General features: G+C 42.1%; 18 protein-coding genes and 1 riboswitch. Of the genes, 8 read left to right on the top strand and 10 right to left on the bottom strand.

Features of this window, described 5'->3' with window-relative positions; all coding sequences use genetic code 11:
- Positions 1 to 87 precede the first annotated feature (87 nt).
- The 4 genes from B9A22_RS20325 to B9A22_RS20310 are packed head-to-tail and all read left to right on the top strand — an operon-like array spanning position 88 to position 2,987.
- A complete protein-coding gene (locus tag B9A22_RS20325) occupies positions 88 to 813 on the top strand; it encodes an amino acid ABC transporter ATP-binding protein (RefSeq protein WP_084577775.1) in 726 nt (241 codons plus the stop codon).
- A gap of 31 nt (positions 814 to 844) precedes the next feature.
- Positions 845 to 1,669 carry a transporter substrate-binding domain-containing protein gene (locus tag B9A22_RS20320; protein WP_245824077.1) on the top strand — a complete coding sequence of 275 codons (825 nt, stop codon included), beginning with the start codon at positions 845 to 847 and terminating at the stop codon, positions 1,667 to 1,669.
- Positions 1,669 to 2,340: an amino acid ABC transporter permease gene (locus B9A22_RS20315; RefSeq protein WP_084577774.1), complete on the top strand. Its 672-nt coding sequence runs from the start codon at positions 1,669 to 1,671 to the stop codon at positions 2,338 to 2,340. The genes B9A22_RS20320 and B9A22_RS20315 overlap by 1 nt, the downstream gene beginning before the upstream one ends.
- A complete protein-coding gene (locus B9A22_RS20310; RefSeq protein ID WP_084577773.1) occupies positions 2,337 to 2,987 on the top strand; it encodes an amino acid ABC transporter permease in 651 nt (216 codons plus the stop codon). The genes B9A22_RS20315 and B9A22_RS20310 overlap by 4 nt, the downstream gene beginning before the upstream one ends.
- A gap of 71 nt (positions 2,988 to 3,058) precedes the next feature.
- Here the strand turns inward: B9A22_RS20310 and B9A22_RS20305 are convergent, their stop codons facing one another.
- Positions 3,059 to 4,279 carry a dicarboxylate/amino acid:cation symporter gene (locus B9A22_RS20305; RefSeq protein ID WP_084577772.1) on the bottom strand — a complete coding sequence of 407 codons (1,221 nt, stop codon included), beginning with the start codon at positions 4,277 to 4,279 and terminating at the stop codon, positions 3,059 to 3,061.
- A gap of 163 nt (positions 4,280 to 4,442) precedes the next feature.
- Between B9A22_RS20305 and B9A22_RS20300 the strand changes: the two genes are divergently transcribed.
- Together B9A22_RS20300 and B9A22_RS20295 are read left to right on the top strand one after the other, a co-directional pair.
- On the top strand, positions 4,443 to 5,054 hold the full coding sequence (locus B9A22_RS20300; protein ID WP_217806004.1) for a YitT family protein: 612 nt from the start codon (positions 4,443 to 4,445) through the stop codon (positions 5,052 to 5,054).
- 38 nt (positions 5,055 to 5,092) lie between these two features.
- Positions 5,093 to 6,031 carry a ketopantoate reductase family protein gene (locus B9A22_RS20295; RefSeq protein ID WP_084577770.1) on the top strand — a complete coding sequence of 313 codons (939 nt, stop codon included), beginning with the start codon at positions 5,093 to 5,095 and terminating at the stop codon, positions 6,029 to 6,031.
- 7 nt (positions 6,032 to 6,038) lie between these two features.
- On the opposite strand, the gene B9A22_RS20290 is transcribed toward B9A22_RS20295, so the two are convergent.
- On the bottom strand, positions 6,039 to 7,934 hold the full coding sequence (locus B9A22_RS20290) for a diguanylate cyclase (protein WP_084577769.1): 1,896 nt from the start codon (positions 7,932 to 7,934) through the stop codon (positions 6,039 to 6,041).
- A gap of 366 nt (positions 7,935 to 8,300) precedes the next feature.
- On the opposite strand from B9A22_RS20290, the gene B9A22_RS20285 reads away from it, so the two are divergent.
- Positions 8,301 to 10,184, top strand: a complete 1,884-nt coding sequence (locus B9A22_RS20285) for a PAS domain-containing protein (protein WP_139796326.1) — start codon at positions 8,301 to 8,303, stop codon at positions 10,182 to 10,184.
- Between the two features lie 24 nt (positions 10,185 to 10,208).
- On the opposite strand, the gene B9A22_RS20280 is transcribed toward B9A22_RS20285, so the two are convergent.
- The 4 genes from B9A22_RS20280 to B9A22_RS20265 form a co-directional block, all read right to left on the bottom strand.
- Positions 10,209 to 10,553: a hypothetical protein gene (locus B9A22_RS20280; RefSeq protein WP_084577767.1), complete on the bottom strand. Its 345-nt coding sequence runs from the start codon at positions 10,551 to 10,553 to the stop codon at positions 10,209 to 10,211.
- A 27-nt stretch (positions 10,554 to 10,580) separates the two neighbouring features.
- On the bottom strand, positions 10,581 to 11,459 hold the full coding sequence (locus tag B9A22_RS20275) for a radical SAM/SPASM domain-containing protein (RefSeq protein WP_084577766.1): 879 nt from the start codon (positions 11,457 to 11,459) through the stop codon (positions 10,581 to 10,583).
- A 165-nt stretch (positions 11,460 to 11,624) separates the two neighbouring features.
- Positions 11,625 to 13,598 (bottom strand): methyl-accepting chemotaxis protein, encoded by a 1,974-nt coding sequence (locus B9A22_RS25890; protein ID WP_139796325.1) that lies wholly within the window; start codon positions 13,596 to 13,598, stop codon positions 11,625 to 11,627.
- Between the two features lie 167 nt (positions 13,599 to 13,765).
- A riboswitch (cyclic di-GMP riboswitch) is annotated at positions 13,766 to 13,853 on the bottom strand.
- The gene (locus B9A22_RS20265) at positions 13,852 to 14,289 is read right to left on the bottom strand and encodes a MarR family winged helix-turn-helix transcriptional regulator (RefSeq protein WP_084577765.1); all 438 of its coding nucleotides are present in this window, start codon (positions 14,287 to 14,289) and stop codon (positions 13,852 to 13,854) included. It overlaps the preceding riboswitch by 2 nt.
- A gap of 191 nt (positions 14,290 to 14,480) precedes the next feature.
- On the opposite strand from B9A22_RS20265, the gene B9A22_RS20260 reads away from it, so the two are divergent.
- Positions 14,481 to 15,020 (top strand): hypothetical protein, encoded by a 540-nt coding sequence (locus B9A22_RS20260; RefSeq protein WP_084577764.1) that lies wholly within the window; start codon positions 14,481 to 14,483, stop codon positions 15,018 to 15,020.
- 53 nt (positions 15,021 to 15,073) lie between these two features.
- Here B9A22_RS20260 and B9A22_RS20255 read toward each other — a convergent pair whose 3' ends face one another.
- The 4 genes from B9A22_RS20255 to B9A22_RS20240 form a co-directional block, all read right to left on the bottom strand.
- Positions 15,074 to 18,169 (bottom strand): efflux RND transporter permease subunit, encoded by a 3,096-nt coding sequence (locus tag B9A22_RS20255; RefSeq protein WP_084577763.1) that lies wholly within the window; start codon positions 18,167 to 18,169, stop codon positions 15,074 to 15,076.
- Positions 18,170 to 18,191: 22 nt separating this feature from the next.
- Positions 18,192 to 19,289, bottom strand: a complete 1,098-nt coding sequence (locus tag B9A22_RS20250; RefSeq protein ID WP_084577762.1) for an efflux RND transporter periplasmic adaptor subunit — start codon at positions 19,287 to 19,289, stop codon at positions 18,192 to 18,194.
- Positions 19,290 to 19,379: 90 nt separating this feature from the next.
- Positions 19,380 to 19,958 carry a TetR/AcrR family transcriptional regulator gene (locus tag B9A22_RS20245; RefSeq protein WP_084577761.1) on the bottom strand — a complete coding sequence of 193 codons (579 nt, stop codon included), beginning with the start codon at positions 19,956 to 19,958 and terminating at the stop codon, positions 19,380 to 19,382.
- Positions 19,959 to 20,147: 189 nt separating this feature from the next.
- Positions 20,148 to 20,948, bottom strand: a complete 801-nt coding sequence (locus tag B9A22_RS20240) for an EFR1 family ferrodoxin (protein WP_084577760.1) — start codon at positions 20,946 to 20,948, stop codon at positions 20,148 to 20,150.
- Positions 20,949 to 20,998 lie beyond the last annotated feature (50 nt).

Genomic DNA, 20,998 nt, shown 5'->3' with positions numbered 1-20,998 from the left:
AGCAAACACGTTGAGCAAAGGCGCTCAATCCATTTATGGATTGAGCGCCTTTTTTCTACCAATTTTTGCAAGAGAGGAGGAGTGCTAATGATTACCTTAGATAAGGTAAATAAGTCTTTCGGAAGCAACCATGTACTTAAAGACATTAATTTGACTGTCAAAACGGGTGAAAAGCTCGTCGTTATCGGCCCTAGCGGTTCTGGCAAAAGCACAATGATCAGGTGTATGAATCTATTAGAGCGCCCGAATAGCGGTAAAGTTATCGTTGATGGCGTAGACATCACCGCCCCCAACTCTTCCGTAAACCAAATAAGACAATCAGCAGCTATGGTCTTCCAGCAATTTAATCTCTATCCCCACAAAACTGTGTTGGAGAACCTAACCCTTGCACCCATTCTTTTAAAGGGAGTCAAGAAAGAATCAGCTGAAGAAACAGGCATGTCCTTCCTTGATCGAGTAGGTCTTAGGGAAAAAGCCTCTGCTTATCCATCTCAATTGTCAGGCGGCCAACAACAACGCGTCGCCATCGCGCGTGCCCTTAACATGCATCCAAAAATAATGCTATTTGATGAGCCTACTTCCGCGTTAGACCCTGAAATGATTAAAGAAGTTCTCGACGTTATGGTTGACCTAGCCAATGAAGGAATCACCATGGTCGTAGTCACTCATGAAATGGGTTTTGCCCGCCGGGTTGCAGACAGAGTCATTTTTATGGATGAAGGCCGGATTATGGAGCAAGGGACGCCGGAACACTTTTTTGTTAGTCCTGAACATGATCGAACAAAACTATTTTTGAGCCGTATCCTACACTAATATCTACATAAAAAAATGGAGGTAATTTATTATGAAACTCATGAAAAAACCAGTATTCCTTTCTTTGGTTATGCTTCTGGCTTTTAGTATCTTCCTTGCTGGCTGCGGCGGTTCCTCAACAACACCAGCTGCGTCCAAAGATGCAACACCACCAGACATTAAGGCTATCAAAGACCGTGGCGTACTTAAAGCCGGTGTCAAAGTCGATGTCCCCAAATTTGGCTACAAAGACCCTAAAACAGGTAATATCGAAGGCTTCGAAATTGATCTGGTCAAAGCTTTGGCAAAAAAATTAGTTGGTGATGAAAACAAGATTGAGCTGACAGGCACGGTTGCTAAGACACGCGGCCCACTGCTTGATAATGGCGATGTCGACCTTGTGCTTGCCACCTTTACCATTACCGAAGAGCGCAAGAACAGCTATAATTTCTCTGATCCCTATTATACTGACGGCGTTGCTCTAATGGTTAAAAAGGCAGCCGGCGTACAAGGGTTAAAAGATCTAGCCGGTAAAAAGATCGGGGTTGCCCAGAGTTCTACCAGCCGTAAAGCAGTGCAAGAAGAGGCTGACAAGCAAGGCATTAAGGTAAACTTCCTTGAATTTGGCACCTATGCAGAAGTAAAAGCTGCGTTGGATTCTGGTCGCGTGGACTGCTTTAGTGTTGACGCAGCTATCCTCTTTGGTTATTTAGATGACTCTACCGTCATCCTTTCCGAGCGCTATAGCCCACAACAATATGGAGCAGCTACCAAAAAAACTAATACCGCTCTAGCTAAACAAGTAAATGACACTCTAAACGACATGAAAAAATCCGGTGAAATTGATAAACTTCTGGTAAAATGGGGTCTTAAATAGTGCCAGGCCCCTTCGCCGGGTTTAAGTGGCTGGCTTTATTCCAAGATTGGTCAGTTTTTGCTGAGGGTTTTGTCACAACGATCATGGTAGCCGCTTTAGGCTTGGCGTTGGCGTTGACCCTTGGTATTCTCTTCGGCATTCTTGGTACCGCCCCCGGTCGATCTTTCCGCGTAATAAACCGGATTTATGTCGAATTTATCCAAAATACCCCGTTAGTCATTCAGGTCATATTTTTATATCACGGTCTGCCCCATCTAGGTGTTATGCTCCCCGTGTTTTCAATCGGGGTACTGGGACTTGGTGTATATCATGGCGCTTATGTAGCAGAAGCAATCAGAGCCGGTCTTCAGGCCGTCCCACGGGGCCAATTGGAATCCGCCTATTCACAAGGTTTTAATTATTGGCAGGCCATGCGCTATATTATCTTGCCTCAGGCAAAACGTATTGTACTGCCACCCATAACCAACCAGTCGGTAAGCCTTATAAAAAACACCTCGGTTTTGGCTATGGTTGCAGGTGGGGATCTTATGTATCATGCTGACTCCTGGTCCAGCAGCAACCTATACTACGGACCGGCTTATGTCATCACAGGTCTGCTCTATCTCTGCCTTTGCTATCCGTTAGCTAATTTGGCCAGACGAATGGAAAAGAAGCTGGAGGTTTCATTATGATCCAGGATCTTCTTAAACCCGAAATTGCCTTATTCCTTTTGGACGGTCTTTACATCACCTTGAAAATAGCCAGCGTATCCATTGTCCTCAGCTTAGTATTTGGCACAATATTGGGGGTCGCCCAATTCTCCGGACATCCGGTATATAGCAGAATGGCGACACTCTATATAGACTCAATCCGTAATACCCCTCTATTGCTCTTTATCCTTGCGGCCAGGTTCTCCACCAATCTCCAGCCTGTCAACTCCGGAATTCTCGCCATGACAATCTTCACATCGGCTGTTATGGCCGAAATCATCCGGGGCGGACTTAACTCAGTCCATAAAGGCCAGTGGGAAGCTGCCCGTTCCCAAGGTTTTAACTACTACCAATCCCTCATTCACATCATTCTACCGCAAGCATTCCGCAATATGATCCCGCCCCTGCTGTCTCAATTCACCACTGTCATTAAAGATACTTCGTTCGTTTGGGCTGTCGGTGTAGAGGATTTAACAGGCAAAGGCATGATTATCATGGGCAAATATGGATCAACCACACAAGTATTTACGATCTTTGCTACAATCGCCGGACTATACTTTGTGGTAAACTATTCACTCTCTGCCATAGCACGTTTCCAACAAAGACGGCTTGCTGCCAGGAGTTATTAAAAAAATCTTTCTATACAAATGCCCCACCCTTCCGGATACCATAGAGGTGGGGCATTATTTATTTTTTACAATTATACCGATATTGAAGAATTCTTATTCAATGCCTGATCTTCACTCTGCTGAATATAGACAGATGCAACAGCGTCACCGGTGATGTTGACAGTTGTACGGGCCATATCTAATACCCGATCAATACCGGCAATTAAAGCAATTCCTTCAATAGGCAAATTAACTGATTGCAAAGTGAGGGTCAACATGATTAGACCAGCTCCTGGCACACCTGCTGTGCCAATAGAAGCCAAAGTACCAGTCAGAACAATAATAATCATCTGACTTAAGGACAAATCTACGCCATATACCTGAGCAACAAATAGCGCGCATACACCTTGATAGATTGCCGTACCATCCATGTTGATAGTCGCACCAAGCGGTAAAACGAAACTGGATACTTCTTTGGACACCCCTAGGTTTTCCTGGGTGTTCTTCATAGTCACAGGCAAAGTCGCGGCACTACTACAAGTCGAGAATGCAATTAATTGAGCAGGTAGTATGCCTTTAAAAAACTTCAAAGGACTCATGCGTCCTAGAATAGATACACAACCACTGTAAGTAAGTGCCATGTGCAACAGACATCCGATATAAACAGCAGCAATTACTTTGGCCAAAGGAATAAGCACTTTAGGACCATTAGCTGCAACTACTGGTAAAATAAGAGCAAAGACGCCGTATGGAGCAACCGACATAATGACATTGACAATTTTGTAAGTTACTTCTGCCAAACCATCAAAGAAACTTTCTACAGGCTTAGCACGCTGGCCGACTAGCGTGATGCCAATACCCACAAATAGGGCAAAAACAATTATTTGTAACATGTCACCTGATTCCATAGCCTTAATCGGGTTGGTAGGAACTATATTAACAAATACATCCATAATTGACGGGGCTTCTTTTCCCTTATAAACAGCATTAGCAGGCAATTTGAGACCAATTCCGGGATTCATAAGCTGAGACATAACAATACCGATGGTCACGGCTACAGCCGTAGTGGCTAAATAGAAAACAATTGTTTTACCACCAATACGACCTAATTTTTTGACATCTCCCAAACTAGAAGCCCCTACTACTAAAGATGCAAACACCAACGGTACTATAATCATTTTAATTAAATTAATAAATAATGTCCCTATAGGTGCAACCCATTGTTTAATAAAAGCAAGACTTTCCGGACCAGCAATCAAGCCAGCAACGACACCCAAGATCAAACCTATTAGAATCTTGTTGGACAAATGCATAATATAGCCTCCTCCTTATATCACCTTCTAACTCGAATTATAAGTTACAGAACTAGTAAATGTAAATACCTGGAAGATAAATTAACAGCCATTCAAACTGCCTTATTGACACTCCAGTAAGCGTAGGCTATATAATAGTTAAAAAGATTAACAGGAGAAACAAATAAAGGAGGGGACTTATATTTTTCGGAAAATCCTAAATGTAATTCTTGGCTGTATAATAGTTACCGGCGGAGTAATATTCCTTAGCCATTCTCACCTAGTTACCGGTGGAACCACAGGAATAGCATTAGGCGTATCCTATTTGCTTAATGTTCCATTTTCTGTTGCTTTAATGGTCGTAAGTATTCCTTTTTATCTTCTATCTATTTTTCGAATGGGCTGGAATTTTACCCTTTCAACCTTTTTTGCTGTACTGACACTCTCTTTATTTACAGAAGCAAACCGGGGAATTCCTGATTTTATCATTCCGGGATATGTAGGGGCAATACTCGGTGGTGGATTATTAGGACTTGGATTATCTCTTTTATTTTGGAATGGGTCTTCCCTAGGTGGAGTTAATGTTTTAGCACTTTATCTACAAAAAAGATTCGGTTGGGATCCTGGGAAGGTCACTTTTGGCGTGGATTCTATCATCGTAATCTCTTACTTCTATTCAGTTGGCCTGGAGAAAGGTTTATATTCTATCTTGTCAGTTATCATAACATCCTCGATTATTAGCTACTTTAAAGGAAAGATAGCTTCTGCTACCCTTCCGCAGAACGCTCAGCAATAACTAATCTTGTGTTCGGGAATAAAAGGGGGAGAATTTTAATGAGATTTGCTATTATTGGCGCAGGTGTGATGGGAAGTCTGGTAGGTACAATGCTGAAAAAAGCTGGTGCAGAAGTCTGGCTTGTTGATACTAATGAAACAATTGTAAAACACATACAAAACAATGGGTTAAAGATTAATATAACTGGCACAGATGAGATCATCAAGATAAATGCGGTACAATCTCCAATGGAAATCGGTAAAAAAATGGATGTAATCATTTTTTTAGTAAAAGGCTGTTATACTGAAGCTGCGGCTCAATCAGCCAAATGTCTTGCAGCGGAAAATACCTATATCATGACACTTCAAAACGGTATAGGCAATGTTGAGATCTTAGCCAAATATTATGATATGGACCATATATTATATGGAGTTTTAGAATTTGCCGGAAAATTAATTGATATAGGGCATATTCGTGGCTTTATCGGTAATAATTCTAAAATCTGTTTTGGATCAACGCAAAAAATAATCAATGATGATTTGAAAGAAATAGCAGAGTTATTCGGGAAAAGTGGTATAAAAGTTATTCTTAGAGAAGATATTGACAGTGAAGTATGGCTTAAATTAAGAAATAATTCAATTAATGTACTCTTTGGTTTATTACGCTTAACAATGGGGCAGGCACTTTCGGCAGAAGGTACAGAAGAATTAATGAAAGCGGTGATGGATGAAGTAATCGCGATTGCAAGAGCAAACGGGATTCAATTTACGGACGACCAACTTAGTGTTAATGGCGGAAAGACACCAATTAATCCCGAACTTTACGGTCATCTTCCCTCTACAGCGCAAGACATGAAAAGTAAAACCAAGACTGAGGTTGAATTTATCAACGGCGCCATTTATAGAGAAGGGCTGCGGCTAGGGGTGCCGACACCTAATAATGAGTTACTCTATAAAATGATTAAAATCATAGAAGCTACATATGACATGCAATATTAACATAAAGCTATAAGGTAAGCTGATTACGGCCAGCTTTTTTCGAGGTATATAAATTTTGATCGGCAGTAATGAACATATCTTTTATGTCCTGAAAAGCTTCGTTATAGACTGCTAGTCCGGCACTCACTGTCAAAACTCCATACGGACTCATGCGGTGTTCCCTATTGAGTTTTTCAACAGCTTTTAGCAGATTTAAAGCACGCTCTTCATAAGAACTCAGCAGGTCATTCTCCATAATGATCGCGAATTCTTCGCCACCATATCGATATACATGCCCCAGAGTTCCGCTGTTGCGTACCAAAGTGTCTGCCGTTTCTTTCAGCGCTTGATCACCGGTTTCATGTCCGTACTGATCATTGTATAGTTTGAAAAAGTCTATATCACAAATCATTAGTGCGAAATTGTCTCGCCCCTCCCGGGCTTCCTCAAATTTAACATGAAAAGTCTGATCAAAAGCGCGGCGATTGTAAATACCCGTTAGGCCGTCCAAGAAACTCAAGGCGGTTAACTTTTCATTTACGGCTTCTAATGCCTGAGTCCGTTCTTCAATTTTATCTTCCAATATTTTATTTGCATCCCTGATCTGGATAGCCATATGGCGAAACGCTTTCACTAACAGGCTAATTTCATTTGGCGCTGAGTCTGGCAGCTTCAGCTTACCATCAATCACAACTCCGTAATCGCCTTCAGATATTTTTTCCGCTGCGATTTTGAGCAACTGTACCGGAATGGCTACATTTTTTCGAATAACATAAAGGACTATCAGCATCATAAAGAAAAAGAAAGTCATTCCAATCACAATGATAATCTTAGCAGTACTATGAGCTTCATTGCTGATTAGATTCTTGGGGTAGACAGTTACATACAACCACTCTGGACCGGCCATTCTGGCTACAGCCAGGTAGGTTCCGTTTACATGATCATCAATAATTTTAACATCGTCAGTAACAACTTCACCCGACTTTTTAATTTGTTCATACATGCTGCTGAGTGTTGGATCTCCCAGTTTTTCAAGACTCAACACTCCCATTTGTTGTTTAATCTCGTCCAGTTTTTGCGGATGAGCGACAAGATTGCCGTCTGCACTTACGATAAAGTTATAAGAGCCTTCAAGATGCTCGGATATCATTCTATCTATCAAATCATTCAGCTGTATATCATGGCTCGGCGTAATCAGATGCCGTCCTTCATAGTCTACCGGCAATTCATACGTTATTGCCCATTGGTTAGCCGTGAGGTCATAATATAAACCAGTCCAGACAGCACGTCTCTTTGGATTATATTGCTGCAAGGTGGCCTTCACAACAGCGCCGTCTGTCATGATTAGATCAGCTCTGGCATTGAGACCCCAGGGAGACTCAGGATAGTAAATGATAATTGCGTTTTCCGGGTAGGTAGCATGCAGAAAAAAATTGGCAAACCGAGTCTTACATCCTGGACCCATTTCCGCAATCAAATGGTAGCCTAAAATCAAGCGGCGCTTAAGATCGGCATTTAGCACTTTTACATTATTACCAATAAAGCCGGACATTCCTGAACTGTACAATCCGGTTGGCGTCAGCGTCCCGTCATAATATTCTCTCTTCATTCGGGTGGCTCCTTTGGCATCTCTGAAAAACAATGCATCAAAGTCCTCATCCGAAAATTCGTGCGCCACTTGATACGAGGTTAGATATTTATTCTTAAAAACATGCAGATTGTCTTCTGCGAGCTTAAACATGATGGCCTCATGCTGTGTTCGGTTTATAACGAATTTCTTCAGATTGTCAATGGCCTCTTGTTCCGCCTTTCCATAAACGTACCAATATCCAAGACTGGTTACAAGCAGGACAACCAGAGTAGCGCCGATTGCCATTTTTAATAAAACATCCATTGCTAATGAGCTGGCCGGTATGTTCCGCAAGAAGAAGTCCTCCTTTTTTAAATTATGACAAAACCTGGCATATTATATCAATTTTATCACGATTTCAAGCATTTATCTTCATTTATTTATCGCTATAGATGTAATCATATCTCTTATTTTTGAATAATACATACCCAATTACCTTCATTAATTTCTTAGATATTTAACTTAAAAAAATCCTGCATAATCCTAATAGGACTTCTGCAGGATTTTTTAATTTGGACTTGATATCAGTACAGTCTATAACCCTGAAAAATTGTAGTTAGTTGTATTATGGCTTAAAAACAGACTTCCATTTGCAGGAAACTATCCATTGGTGTCGAAGGATTGGCAAGAAGTACATATATTGGGCGGAAGGGTGAGAACTTGTCGAGGATCATTGAGGACTATATTGTGAAGCTCAAGGCAGCAGACAGCCAACTAGAACAAATAGTCAACCTCCGGCGGGAAGCGGAACCGGATTATCAAATCGAACTGCCGTTGACTTCTATCATAGACAAAAACTATCGCTTTCTTTATACCAACCTAGCTTATCGTCTATTTTTTAAGATAGATCCCGATTCATTTATCGGTAAGACTAGTAAGCAATTGGGGATTAATACTGAACAAGTTACCCAGATACAAGCAATTCTCGACAGTGTATTTGCTAAAGGCAAAATGCATAAGTTTATTAATGATATTGATTTTCCAAATCGAGGAAAAAGAGCGTTTGAATATCTAGTAAACCCGTTATATAATGATCAAGCTGATATCGAAGCAGTTATTGTTACCGCAAGGGACATTACCGAGCGACTGGCCATGGAAGAGGAGCAAAGAAAACAAAAACAGCTATATGAAAATCTAGTTGAAAATTTTCCCGATATAATCGCGCGTCATGACAGGAATCACCGCTATTTGTTTGTCAACTCCGCCCTGGAACGTATCGCCGGAATTCCCCCCGGTGAAATTGTCGGAAAAACATTTGATAACATCGGATTGCCTGAAGAAACCTGGCGGACGTGGTGTGAGCGATGTGAAGAGGTCTTTGAAACAGGCGAGACAGTTACGGTCGATACAGAGTTCGCGTCGCCAAAAGGTATCATTAAAATTGAAACAATTCTGATACCGGAGTTTGACAAAAAAAGAAATGTCGAGACGATTCTGGCCATCTGTCGTTTAGGTCCCAGACAATTAAAGCACACACTGACAGAATTAGAGCAAGCGAATGAGGAATTGAGCAAGCAAAAGCGGTATTTTGCGACTATAATTGAGAACATCCCTATGGTAATCTGCCGCTTCGACAGAGACCTCCGACATATTTATGTTAGCCCGGCGCTAGAAGCGCAATGCGGGGTAAAAGCCGAGCGTTGCCTGGGGAAAACTTGGCGTGAAATGGGAATGGATGAGACAGTTTACTTGGCGTTTCAAGGATTTTTCGAGGATGCATTTAGCACCGGTCAGGCTGCTGAATTTGAGACCCCATTCCCTAACCCACCAGGAGAAATGGCTTATTTTCGAACCTTAGTCATCCCAGAGATGGATGAGCTTGGGCAGGTCCAAACAGTCTTGTCGATTTCACAGGATATCACCTCGAAGAAAAAATTAGAAATAGAGATGTCACGGCTGGACATATTGAATGTTGTTGGTGAGATGGCCGCCAGCATTGGCCACGAAGTCCGCAATCCACTGACTACAGTGCGTGGGTATCTTCAGTTCTTTCAGAATAAAAAGGAGACTATCCAATACCACGAGCAATTCCAAATCATGATTGATGAACTGGACAGAGCCAACCTCATTATCAGCGAATTCTTATCCTTAGCCAAAAACAAGGCTGTTAAATTTAATCTCTGCAACTTGAATGCTATTATAAATAAACTTTCGCCACTCATACATTCTGATGCACTTCACTTTGGGCACAACGTTCAAATTGAAATGGGGAATATTCCTGATATTAATCTAGATGAGAAAGAATTGCGGCAACTACTCCTCAACCTGATGCGAAATGCCTTTGAGGCTATGAAGACTGGCGGAACACTGACAATCCAATCCTATGTCGATGGGGATAATGTCGTGCTGACTGTCCGCGATACTGGCACAGGAATACCGCAGAAAATTCTTGATAAACTAGGAACACCCTTTCTAACGACAAAGGAAAACGGCGTTGGGCTAGGGATGGCTGTCTGCTACCGGATCGCCGATCGCCACGGCGCGAAGATTGATGTTAAGACTTCGCCACAAGGGACGACATTCTTGGTCACCTTTAAAATATAACTTCTGTTCAAGTGCAGTCTCTACCTATCTCTGCCAAAATGTTGGTTTTGGCCCTACCAGTGTCAAAAAATGGTTGTAGATTCGCGGCGGATTATCTTTTCGTAAAATACAGATCTTTATACTGTGGGGGGCAGTGCCATGTAAACAGGAATGCGCTACACTGCCTGAAACAATAGCATCACACCAAATGTAGCCATAAATGAAAGCCTCCGGGGAGGTCTCCTTTACACCGCCACTGACCAAATCCCACAGGGGATTAGTCACCTCGCTGACATATACTTGGGCAATTTCCCAACTGTTCCATTGCCTGCGCACAGAAACCAGTTCCGTTTCAGCAACCGGTTTATTATTTTTCGGCTTTGATTTCACGCACATAGCCCTCCTTTCAGTTCCCCACTATTTGTTAAATCTTTTTCTATATCCACATTTTCTGCAAAGTTCTTCTACTACATTATTATTGCAAAACCCAAGCTTTATGCTTTCTGCTCTTTTGCCATTTATACTATCCGCAAATCCGCATTCATGGATATTACCTAGATTAATTATCCCCTCTCCATCAAGGCAGCAGGGTACTACTGTACCATTCACTAAAATAGCAGCTTGATTTCTTAATCCATAGCAAGATCCTTTAGTACAATCCTCTTCTTCCATTAAATCAGGCCATTTAAACTCATAATCCTGATTCAAATATACGCGATTCGCTATTTTTAATGCTCTCGTTTCAGATAAATTACCCTGTATTTTATAAGGCAACTTAAAATACCCTTCAATTTTATCAATAATATCTAAATTTCTTTTTCTTTGATCCTCGGTTATTAAAGCCTCATCTAAATTCCATAACCGTAAGGATATAATTATGCTTGACTCCTCTATTGCTCTACTAGTAAATTCAAGAATACTGTCAATATACTTATCTTTAGATATATCGTTATCTTTTTCATCAAAGCTATGAAGTGAAAAATTTATTTGTCTCAGTGCAGGTTTTCCAAGTAAAGTATCTGCTAGTTTATCGATTAAAGTACCATTTGTCGTAATGTTTACTTTAAAGCCCTTCTCATAACTTATATCTAAGAAGCTCCCTAAATTAGGATGCAATAAAGGTTCTCCCTTTACATGCAGGTATATATAATCTGTAAAAGGTTTAACTTGATCTAGTATTTGATTAAATGTTGCCTCTGACATAAACTCAGCTTTTCTTTTGGTTTCGGGACAGAAATTACATTTTAGATTGCATACATTTGTTATTTCCAAATAAATTTTTTTATATTTTTTCATCGGTTGTAAGCTCCACTTCTTTATCTGCTATAAGAGGCAGCAGCAATTCTATCATTCTCCTAGCACTTAGTAAATCCTTCCCAAGGTTATCAGATTAAAAAAATAAACAACACTATTTGCCGATAACTGCAAATAGTGTTGTTTATATTCTTTTACATTATTCCATTAAACCTCGAATTTATTAACAGCTTCCCGTAGGTCCATTGCCAGTTTGGCTAGGACTTGACTTGAAGATGCGATTTCTTCCATAGATGCTGATTGTTCTTCAGTCGCCGCCGACACCGTCTGAGCTTCCCCTGAAACATTTTTGCTCAGATCATCAATCCGCTTCACTGAACCAACAATTTGCTGACTGCCAATAGCCATCTGCTCAATGGCAGAGGAAATTTCACTTATCTGACCTGATACCTGGGTTATTAGAGTAGTGATTTCCAGAAAGGCTTGTCCAGAAGCATTGACCACGTCTGCTCCCAGCTTCACTTCTCTAGTTCCTTCGTCCATGGCTATTACAGCTTTATTAGTATCACCCTGAATTTCACTAATCAATACTGCGATTTTCTTGGCCGCTTCCTGCGACTGCTCGGCTAATTTACGGACTTCTTCCGCCACTACGGCAAAACCGCGTCCCTGCTCACCTGCCCGAGCTGCTTCGATGGCAGCATTGAGCGCCAATAGGTTGGTTTGTCCGGCAATACCGGAGATAGTATCTACAATCTGGCCTATTTCCTTAGAACGCTCGCCTAGATTGGCCACAACGCCAGCTGAACTAATAACAGTCTGTTCAATATTGGCCATTTGACTTACCGCTTTATCGACTGATTTGTTACCTTCATTGGCCTTAGCCGAAGCCTGCGCCGATTGCGCTGCTACTTCATTGATATTGGCAGCAATCTGCTGGATGCTGGCCGACATTTGTTGTACCACAGCCGAAGTATCATTGGCTACAGCCGACTGTTCTTCCATACCTTTAGACACATCGACAATAGAACTCGCCACCTGATTTGCCGCCTGAGATGACTGGTCGGCACTAGCGGTCAATTCCTCGGCCGATGCGGCTACCAGCTCTGAGGACGTGTCAATCTCACGCACAAGGTTACGTAGATTGCCTACCATTGTTTCAAAGGCTCGTGCTAATCGCCCAAGCTCGTCCTCTGAGTTTACATTAATGCTAGTTATGCTCAGATCGCCGCCTGCAATCCGGCCAGCTACTCCTTCTAGTGTCTGTAGCGGCTTCGCGATACGTGCGGCTACAACTACGATAACGATACTAGCTAAAATAAGTACTGCACCAATAGTAATGAGTGAAGTCCAGGCAAAGGTTTTTAACTGCGCCCTTGCTTCACTAGTAGGCACAGTTACACCAATCGACCAGGAAGTTCCTGTAACCGGCGCATACGCTAAATATTTTTCCACGCCCATATATTGATAATCAGCAATCCCTTTTTCTCCTTTCAGCATCTTTTCAGCGGCTGCCTTCAAAGCAGGGGTTGCATTAGGGTCGTTGTTAACATTGGCTTTGTTCATTAATTCTTTATTCGGATGAACGATGATTGTGCCATCAGTCCGCAAAACGTAAGCGTAACCCGTCTGGGCCACCTTGATGCCAAGGACGCGTTTTTCTACCTCTTCGATATTGATTGCCCCTGCTAAAATCCCAATAATACGCCCCTCTGCCTTGATCGGGGTAGCGATAACTACGACGAGCTTGCCGCTACCTGGGGATACTATCGGATCTGTAATGAAGGTATTCCCGGCAATTGCACTGGCAAAGTAGGGTCGGTTCACTGAATTCCCGGCTAGACCACGTGTATCAATGTAGTTACCTTTAACATCAGTCCAAAAAATATTTTCATATAATTTATTATTTTTTATTTCTGAAGCAATATAGGACACCATGGCTTCACGGTTACCGCTGGTCATAACCGGCGACCGTGAGATTGTCTCCAATTCTGTTTTATGTTCAGCAAGCCACATGCCGACTGCTTCTCCGTTGGTTTGTGCTATGAGGGCAATTTCATTTTCAACATCCTGTGTTAGCATTTTTTGGGATTGCCAATAATTTAACCCAGCCAGCACGCTAAGCGAAACCACAAATAAAGCAATGACTATTACCGAAAGTTTTGCTCTTAAACTTTTCATAATCAACTCTCCATTCAATGTTACGTCAAAACTTACAGCACACGCGCTCTTCAACCATCGCTACATATAAATACCCCCTTAAACTCCGCCGCCTTCGCTCTTGAGCACATTAAAAGATGACAGACCTATCTATAGCAGGTCTGTCATCTTTGATTTGTAAAAATCAAATGTGCAACCTGGCAATCATAGGCGTTAACGGCCTTTAGACCCATAGCTTTGCGTCCTTGCCTTTCGACAAGTATGCCTAAATATTCTACTGTTTTTTTTCCTCACACTGCTGTGTTGCTTGGCAAATACCTTTCAGCAACTGATATATTTCATTTTTCTTTCCCCAATCTAAATCTGCCAAAACCGCTTTCCTGTGTTCTCCTGCGATATTATTCCATACTTGATAATTTTTTTTCGCTTCTTCAGTTAAGAAGACTCTTTTTTCTCTTCTGTCCGAGCCTACTTCCCTCATGATTAAGCCTTTCCTTTCCATTCTGGTTAAACTCTTTGATATTGCTGCTGGCTCGACATTCAAATAAGCGGCTAGGCCTCGTTGGGTCATTGGCTCTCTTTCCATTAAAGTTATAATAATACCCCATTCCGAAAAATGCAGGTCATACGGACTAAAATAGCGATTTAAGCTATAAGAAATGATACGGGTAGTTTGGAAAAGTTGATGCATCAGCAATCCGTCAATTTCCACTTAACACCTCTGTTTCTAAATAGTTAACTATTTAACTATTTTTTCAATTATATTACATTTTTCTACAATAGTCTATCAGAATCTTCGCATGTTAAAGGCTCAAGTTAGTCTGCGTTGTTGCTATATTTACCTAGAATGTTGATTTCAAAATTTCGAAACACTAGAATTAGATAAATGTAAGGAGGGATGATATGGGTAAAAATTCCATAAAGCGCCGACAATTGAGACTCAAATTCAAACGCCGCGCCGCCGCTCTAATGGGCGCAGCCATCATGACCGGCGCAGCATTGTCTGGTATCCCAGTCACTAAGGCCCTCGCTGCAGAAGCACCATCAAATCCGTATCCTACCAAAGTCGAACAAACAGTACAAGTTACAAAAGATGCTCGCTTATCAGGCCATGGTTGGCACCAACACAAATACAGCTGGCCAAGTCCTGATGAAAATCAAGCATGGGTTCAGGACGGGAAGATTTATTATCGGAGTGATAATAACGACCGTCACCACTATAACGATTATGCCCGATATGTCAATAGTCCTGTGGATTATGTCAAAGACAGTGCAGCTAGGTATGGATTTAATGCTTCCCTTGATTCTTTTTCCTTGCTTACTGTTTCCAGTCAGCGAGCTCTTGTTGAAGTACGCCAACACGATACCGGCAAGCTGTTTAATGTATTATTACAGCGAACTGCCGACCATGACTGGACAATCACTGATATTCGTGCATTATAACAGAAAGCTAAAAATGTCCTGCAGCTACTTAGGCGTAGCTGCAGGACATTTTTTTAGTCTACGATCTGTTGTTCCACATTAGCTTTTTTCCATTTTTTCAAGCTAAACTCAATATTTTGCAAATCATCAAACAGCGTATATACCACTGGTACAACCACCAGTGTAAGAATGGTTGAAGTAACCAGACCACCAATGATCGCATGTGCCATCGGTGCACGAGCTTCGGCACCTGGCCCAATGCCTAATGCCAGCGGGATCATACCGGCAATCATTGCGGTTGTAGTCATGATGATTGGCCGCATCCGCTGTACTGCCGCCTCAACTAGCGCTTCATTTCGTTCTATTCCTTGTGCACGACGTTGTTTAGCGAAGTCCACGAGCAATATGGCATTCTTGGTTACCAGGCCCATTAGCATAATAATCCCAATGATAGACATAATGCTAAGATCACTGCCCATAACCAAGAGACCAACGATCGCGCCAATGATGGCTAATGGCAAGGCGATCATAATGGCAAAAGGATCAAGATAACTCTCAAACTGAGCTGCCAGAACGAAGAAGATGAACAGCACTGCCATGCCTAATGCCAAAATCATACTGCTAAAAGCATCATTCATCGACTTTGACTGCCCGGTAGTAATAAATTTATATCCGTCCGGCATGTTGATCTCAGCCGCTTTTTTATTAAATGCATTGTTAAACTCGCCTAGGCTTATCCCGCTTAAGTTAGCAGAGATGGTAATCTGCTGCTGATTGTCATAGCGCTTAATCTGAGCTGGACTTGTCGCATATACTGTGTCAGTCACCTGCGACAGCGGCACCATTACTGGTTGTCCGTTTTTGCTGCGTGCCGTACTTGACAGATACACACTATTAACGTCAGCTAAAACACGGCGATCCTTAGGATCTTGAATTAGCCGTACATCATACGCATCATCGCCCTCTTTATACTGAGTGACAATTTTACCGTTGAACATTGTCTGCAGCGTATCAGCAATACTTGCAGCAGAGATGCCAAGATCAGCAGCCCTGTCTTTGTTAACTACTATTTGAGCATCTGGGTTACCGGCTTCATAACTTGAAGATACTTCTACCGCCCCAGGTACACTGGCGACGACCTGCTCGACTTGTTCTGCAATTTCACTCAACACCTCCAAGGATTGACCTTGGATAACGAGCGATACAGGCTTACCGCCGCTTCCTACACCAGACTGCTTCGACACACTAACATTAGCACCGGCAATATCGCTAAGTTGCTGACGAAGATCAGCTATGATTTCATTATCACTGATCGTGCGTTCATTTTTGGGAGTAAGCTTGGTAAGAATCGTAATATTCTTGGTATTGGCCACACTGTAGGTCATAGTAACTTCCGGTATGCCATGGACGGTCTGGACAATATCGTCAGCCATCTGGCCCACAGCTGTTATATTCATGCCAGGATCAACAGTGGCAGTCACGGTAAATTCCCCGTTATCTGCATCTGGAACGAACGTGGAGCCAAGTAATGGCAGAAGAGCTAAACTGCCAATGAATAAACCTACTGCCACCAGAATTACGGTACGCCGCTGAACCAAAGCTTTACGCAAGAACTCACCGTATTTGACAGTCCACTCATCAAACTTTCCATTCCAGGCTAGCCATAGTTGCCCGAGTTTACTTTTCCCCTTAATTTCAGTGTGATCCAGATATTTTGCTGACAGCATCGGCGTCAGCGTCACAGCAACAAATAGCGAAACAAGCACACTGGCTGCTACGGTAATACCAAACTCTTTAAAGAACTGCCCGACCATTCCGTTCATCATACCTACGGGTAAGAAAACTGCTACCAACGTAAAGGTAGTAGCCATAACAGCCAAACCAATTTCGTTCGTACCTTCCAAGGCCGCCGTAAATTTATCTTTACCCATTTCCAGGTGGCGAACAATATTCTCGATAACAACGATCGCATCGTCAATCAACAGGCCCACGGCCAGAGACAACGCTAACAGCGACATCGTGTTAAGCGTAAAGTTCAGTACCTTCATTGCCAGGAAAGCGGTAATAACGGAAACGGGAATGGCAATACCAGCAATTATTGTGCTTTTCCAGTTGCCGAGGAACAGGAATACGATGGCTACAGCCAATAGGCCGCCTACAACCAGGTTAAATTGAACGTCATGTACCGATTCATTAATCGTACGCGAGTTGTCGCGAACCACAACTAGATCCACACCAGGCGGCAGTTCCTTTTTTATCGAATCCATCTGACCTTTGATATTTTCTACCACTTGGACAGTATTGCTGCCAGACTGTTTCATAATGTCTACGCCAAGAGCTAATTTATCATTAACCTTAGTAATGGTACTGATATCCTTAGTAGTATCCTTGATACTCGCAATATTTTTTACATAAAGCTGAACACCGTCGCGTTGACCAACAGGAATGCTGAGGAACTGATTCGTTGCCGTTATGCTGCCTATGGCCCGCAAACCGGTTTCCCGCTGACCATCTGTAACCTTACCGCCAGGCGAATCAACATTCTCATTACGCAAGCTGTTTAAAACCTCTGGTATAGTTAGGCCATAAGCGGACAACTGATTACTATCTAACTGAATTTGGATTTCACGATCCAAACCGCCCTTTATATCGGCGGCGGCAACACCGTTCACTGCCTTCAGACGCTTAACTAGTATATCTTCAGCAAGTACAGTTAACTCTCGCTGGCTTAGCTCGCCAGTTAAAGCAAGTGACATGATCGGCGTATCTGAGGGGTCAAACCGGGAAATAATCGGGGCCTTTGCATCTTCCGGCAGTTTTGCCTGAAGCCCCCCCAATTTATCACGCACATCCTGGGCCGCGGCATCCGCATTGGTCTCCATAGTGAACTGAATGACTGTAGATGATGATCCCTCATTGATCGTAGAGGTTACATGCTCAACACCGGCAACAACGCTGACCGCTTCTTCAACATGCTGAGTAACTTTGGTCTCAACCTGTTCAGGCGATGCTCCTGGGTAAAGAACGGTAACAGCTACGATTGGAGTTTCCACACTTGGATATTGATCTACATTCAGGGAGGTATAACTAACCAAACCCAAAACAACCAGTGCCAATATGATTACCGTAGCGAATACCGGACGCTTTATACTAATTTCTGTAATCTTCATGGCGTTCTCCTTCTCCTCCACACTATGACGTTACCCGCACAGCATCTCCATCTTTAATCCGGTTTACGCTAGTGGAAATAACCTGACTTCCTGGTTCTAAACCGGATTTGACTTCAATTGTACTACCAGTCACTTCGCCAACCTCAATCTGATGGCGTACCGCTTTACCGTTTTCAACGGTAAAAACATAATATATTCCCTGTTTTTGTACAACTGCCGACTGCGGGACAGTAAGGGTTTTTACACTATCGCCTGTTATCAAGCGAACATTTGCAAACATACCAGGCTTTAAGTCATTATTAGCATTGTCAATTTTGATCTTGGTTCGAAACATCCGGCTTGCTGATCCTGCTTCAGGATTCATAACCTCGACGACCCCTTCAAAAGCTTTATCAGGATAGGCGTCGATTGTTACTTTTGCTTTCTGACCTATTTTTACACTGCCTAAACTTTTCTGTTCGACATTGACCACAGCATAGACCTGATTAATATCCTGAACAACCATTAACGCCGCGCCCGGAGCTACCACCTGACCAATGGTAGCTGTTGCATTAGCAACCACTCCATTGACAGCAGAACTAATTACTCCATAGCCGTATTGCTGTTCGGCACTGCTTCGGTTTGCTTTTGCACTCGACAAATCAGCCTCAGCCGTCTTTAGTTTGCCTCTGGCGTTATCCAATTGCTGCTCGGATACGGCTCCCTTATCATACAAGGTCTGGTAACGGTGAAAATCGTTTAATGCGATCTCATAATTAACCTCAGCTTTTCTTACAGCATCTCCTGCTTGACGAGCCGAGTTCGCCAGTTCTACAGCTTCAAGTCTTACTAAAGGATCGCCTGCGTTTACCTGCTGACCTTCTTGCACTAAAACTTCTTCAATTCGACCAGCGATTTTCGCGCTCACTGTGGCAGATGTTCTGCCTTCTAGTGAACCGTTAAAAGCTAAGGTTGGTACTGAATCTGTATATTCAGCTTGAACAACCTTTACACTCAGCGCAGTCTCCGTATTCTCAGCTTGGCTTTTATCACCAGCATATACTCCTTGATGTACTACAAAGCTAACGCTAACTAACAACACAAGTAGCATGATCACATGCTTTGTCTTGATTTTTTTCATGGCAACCTCCATTTTATCTAATAATCATGCATTTTCCATAACATACCTACCAGACGGTATGTTATGGAAAAAATAATTAGCGCTTATGCGCTAATTGCTAATCAATCTCCACACATTATCTAACATCCGCTTACGCATTTCCACTGTCTGAAAACGCATTCCCAGTGATTTTTGACCATTTAGCATAGCCAGGATAGCAAGCGACAAAGCGTAGCTGTCAATACTAGGCTTTAATTCGCCTTTATCTACAGCCTCTTGGATTCTTGCAGCTAAAGACTCACAAATTAGCACATTGTTTTGTTGAATTCTTTCCTGAATATCCGGATATAGGCGCATAATCTCAATGGCAAAATGAACATGATCAAGACTACAGGTGTTATCCACTCCAAGTAATTCTTTAGAATATGCTTCAAAAGAATTCTCTACTAAGAGTAGATGTAAAATTTCCGCCAGAGTCTTTTGTTTCAATAGCTCTTTGAAGTTTCTTTCAAAGAGCTCAAGTAAAAATTGAATTGCTGTGTGAAGTAGGTCATCCTTGCTTGAAAAGTAGTGATATATCCCGCCTTTAGTGATGCCAACTTCATGTGCAACATCAATCAGCGAAACTGACTTATAGCCACGCATAAGAAATAAGCGGAGGGCCGCAATAATAATATTTTCTTTAGTCAAATTATCATCTACTTTCTACGAAATCACAACATACCTACCAGTCAGTATGTATATTATTACGTATCTTTATCTTATTGTCAATAATAATATAATCCTGTGCTTACACTCTTTTAAAGCGCATTTCCCGCCTTATGAGAAAATTGGGCTACTCTGGCGACTACCCAAGCAGGGTTCTTCGCTGTTTACTAATTAAAAAAAGAATACCGGCTCCTTTCGCTCTTTATACAGTTTATTTAGTCGCATTGAAGCGTCTTTGACTAGACCGGGTTTCATCGTTCTGGCATTTTGTGGACAGTTCTTGATGCAGGCACAACACGTAATGCATTTTTCCTTATCAATCAAATTACTATTTTCTGAATCGATAGCACCAACAGGACACCCTTCTGCACAAATTCCGCATTGCGTACACTCATTACTAATTGCTATAAAATCAACACTCCATAGCTTCGTAATTCCTCCATAGGGATAGTTGCCCGGTATATTTATATCAGAAAACTGTTCGACAGATGAAACAGATAGTAGTTTTTCCTTTATTTTACGCCCAAATAATTCTGCCTGATTTAAGTCACTTGCATCAGGACGGGCTTCGGCTATTGGCGTTTCGGAACTAGAAAAGGAGTGTTCTCCAATATATGCTGCACAGGCGATCGGTATACATCCACGTTTTATCAAAATCTCTTTAAGCTCAAGCAATGCATCGTCATACACACGATTACCATAAACGACGACACATACAGCAGGTGTATTACAAGCTTTAATCGCATGCAGCCATTCAATTAAAAGTGCAGGCACTCTTCCCATATAAACTGGCACTGCAACAACAAGTAATTCATTTTCCGATGTTTGTAATTGTTGTTTTCTCGCATCTGGTTTGGTAATATCTATTAGTTCCACAGTGCTTTGATTAATGCCGCGCGCAATACCTTGAATAATCGTTTTTGTTGTCCCCGTAGGTGAAAAACAAACCAGTTTCATTGATTGTATTTTCATTTGATGTCCTCCTCGAAGTTGTAGACCTTATACAGTTAATAAAACTTTTT

It is taken from the genome of Sporomusa malonica (assembly GCF_900176355.1).
GTDB classification, from domain to species: domain Bacteria; phylum Bacillota; class Negativicutes; order Sporomusales; family Sporomusaceae; genus Sporomusa; species Sporomusa malonica.
This window is presented reverse-complemented; position numbering and strand designations above follow the sequence as displayed.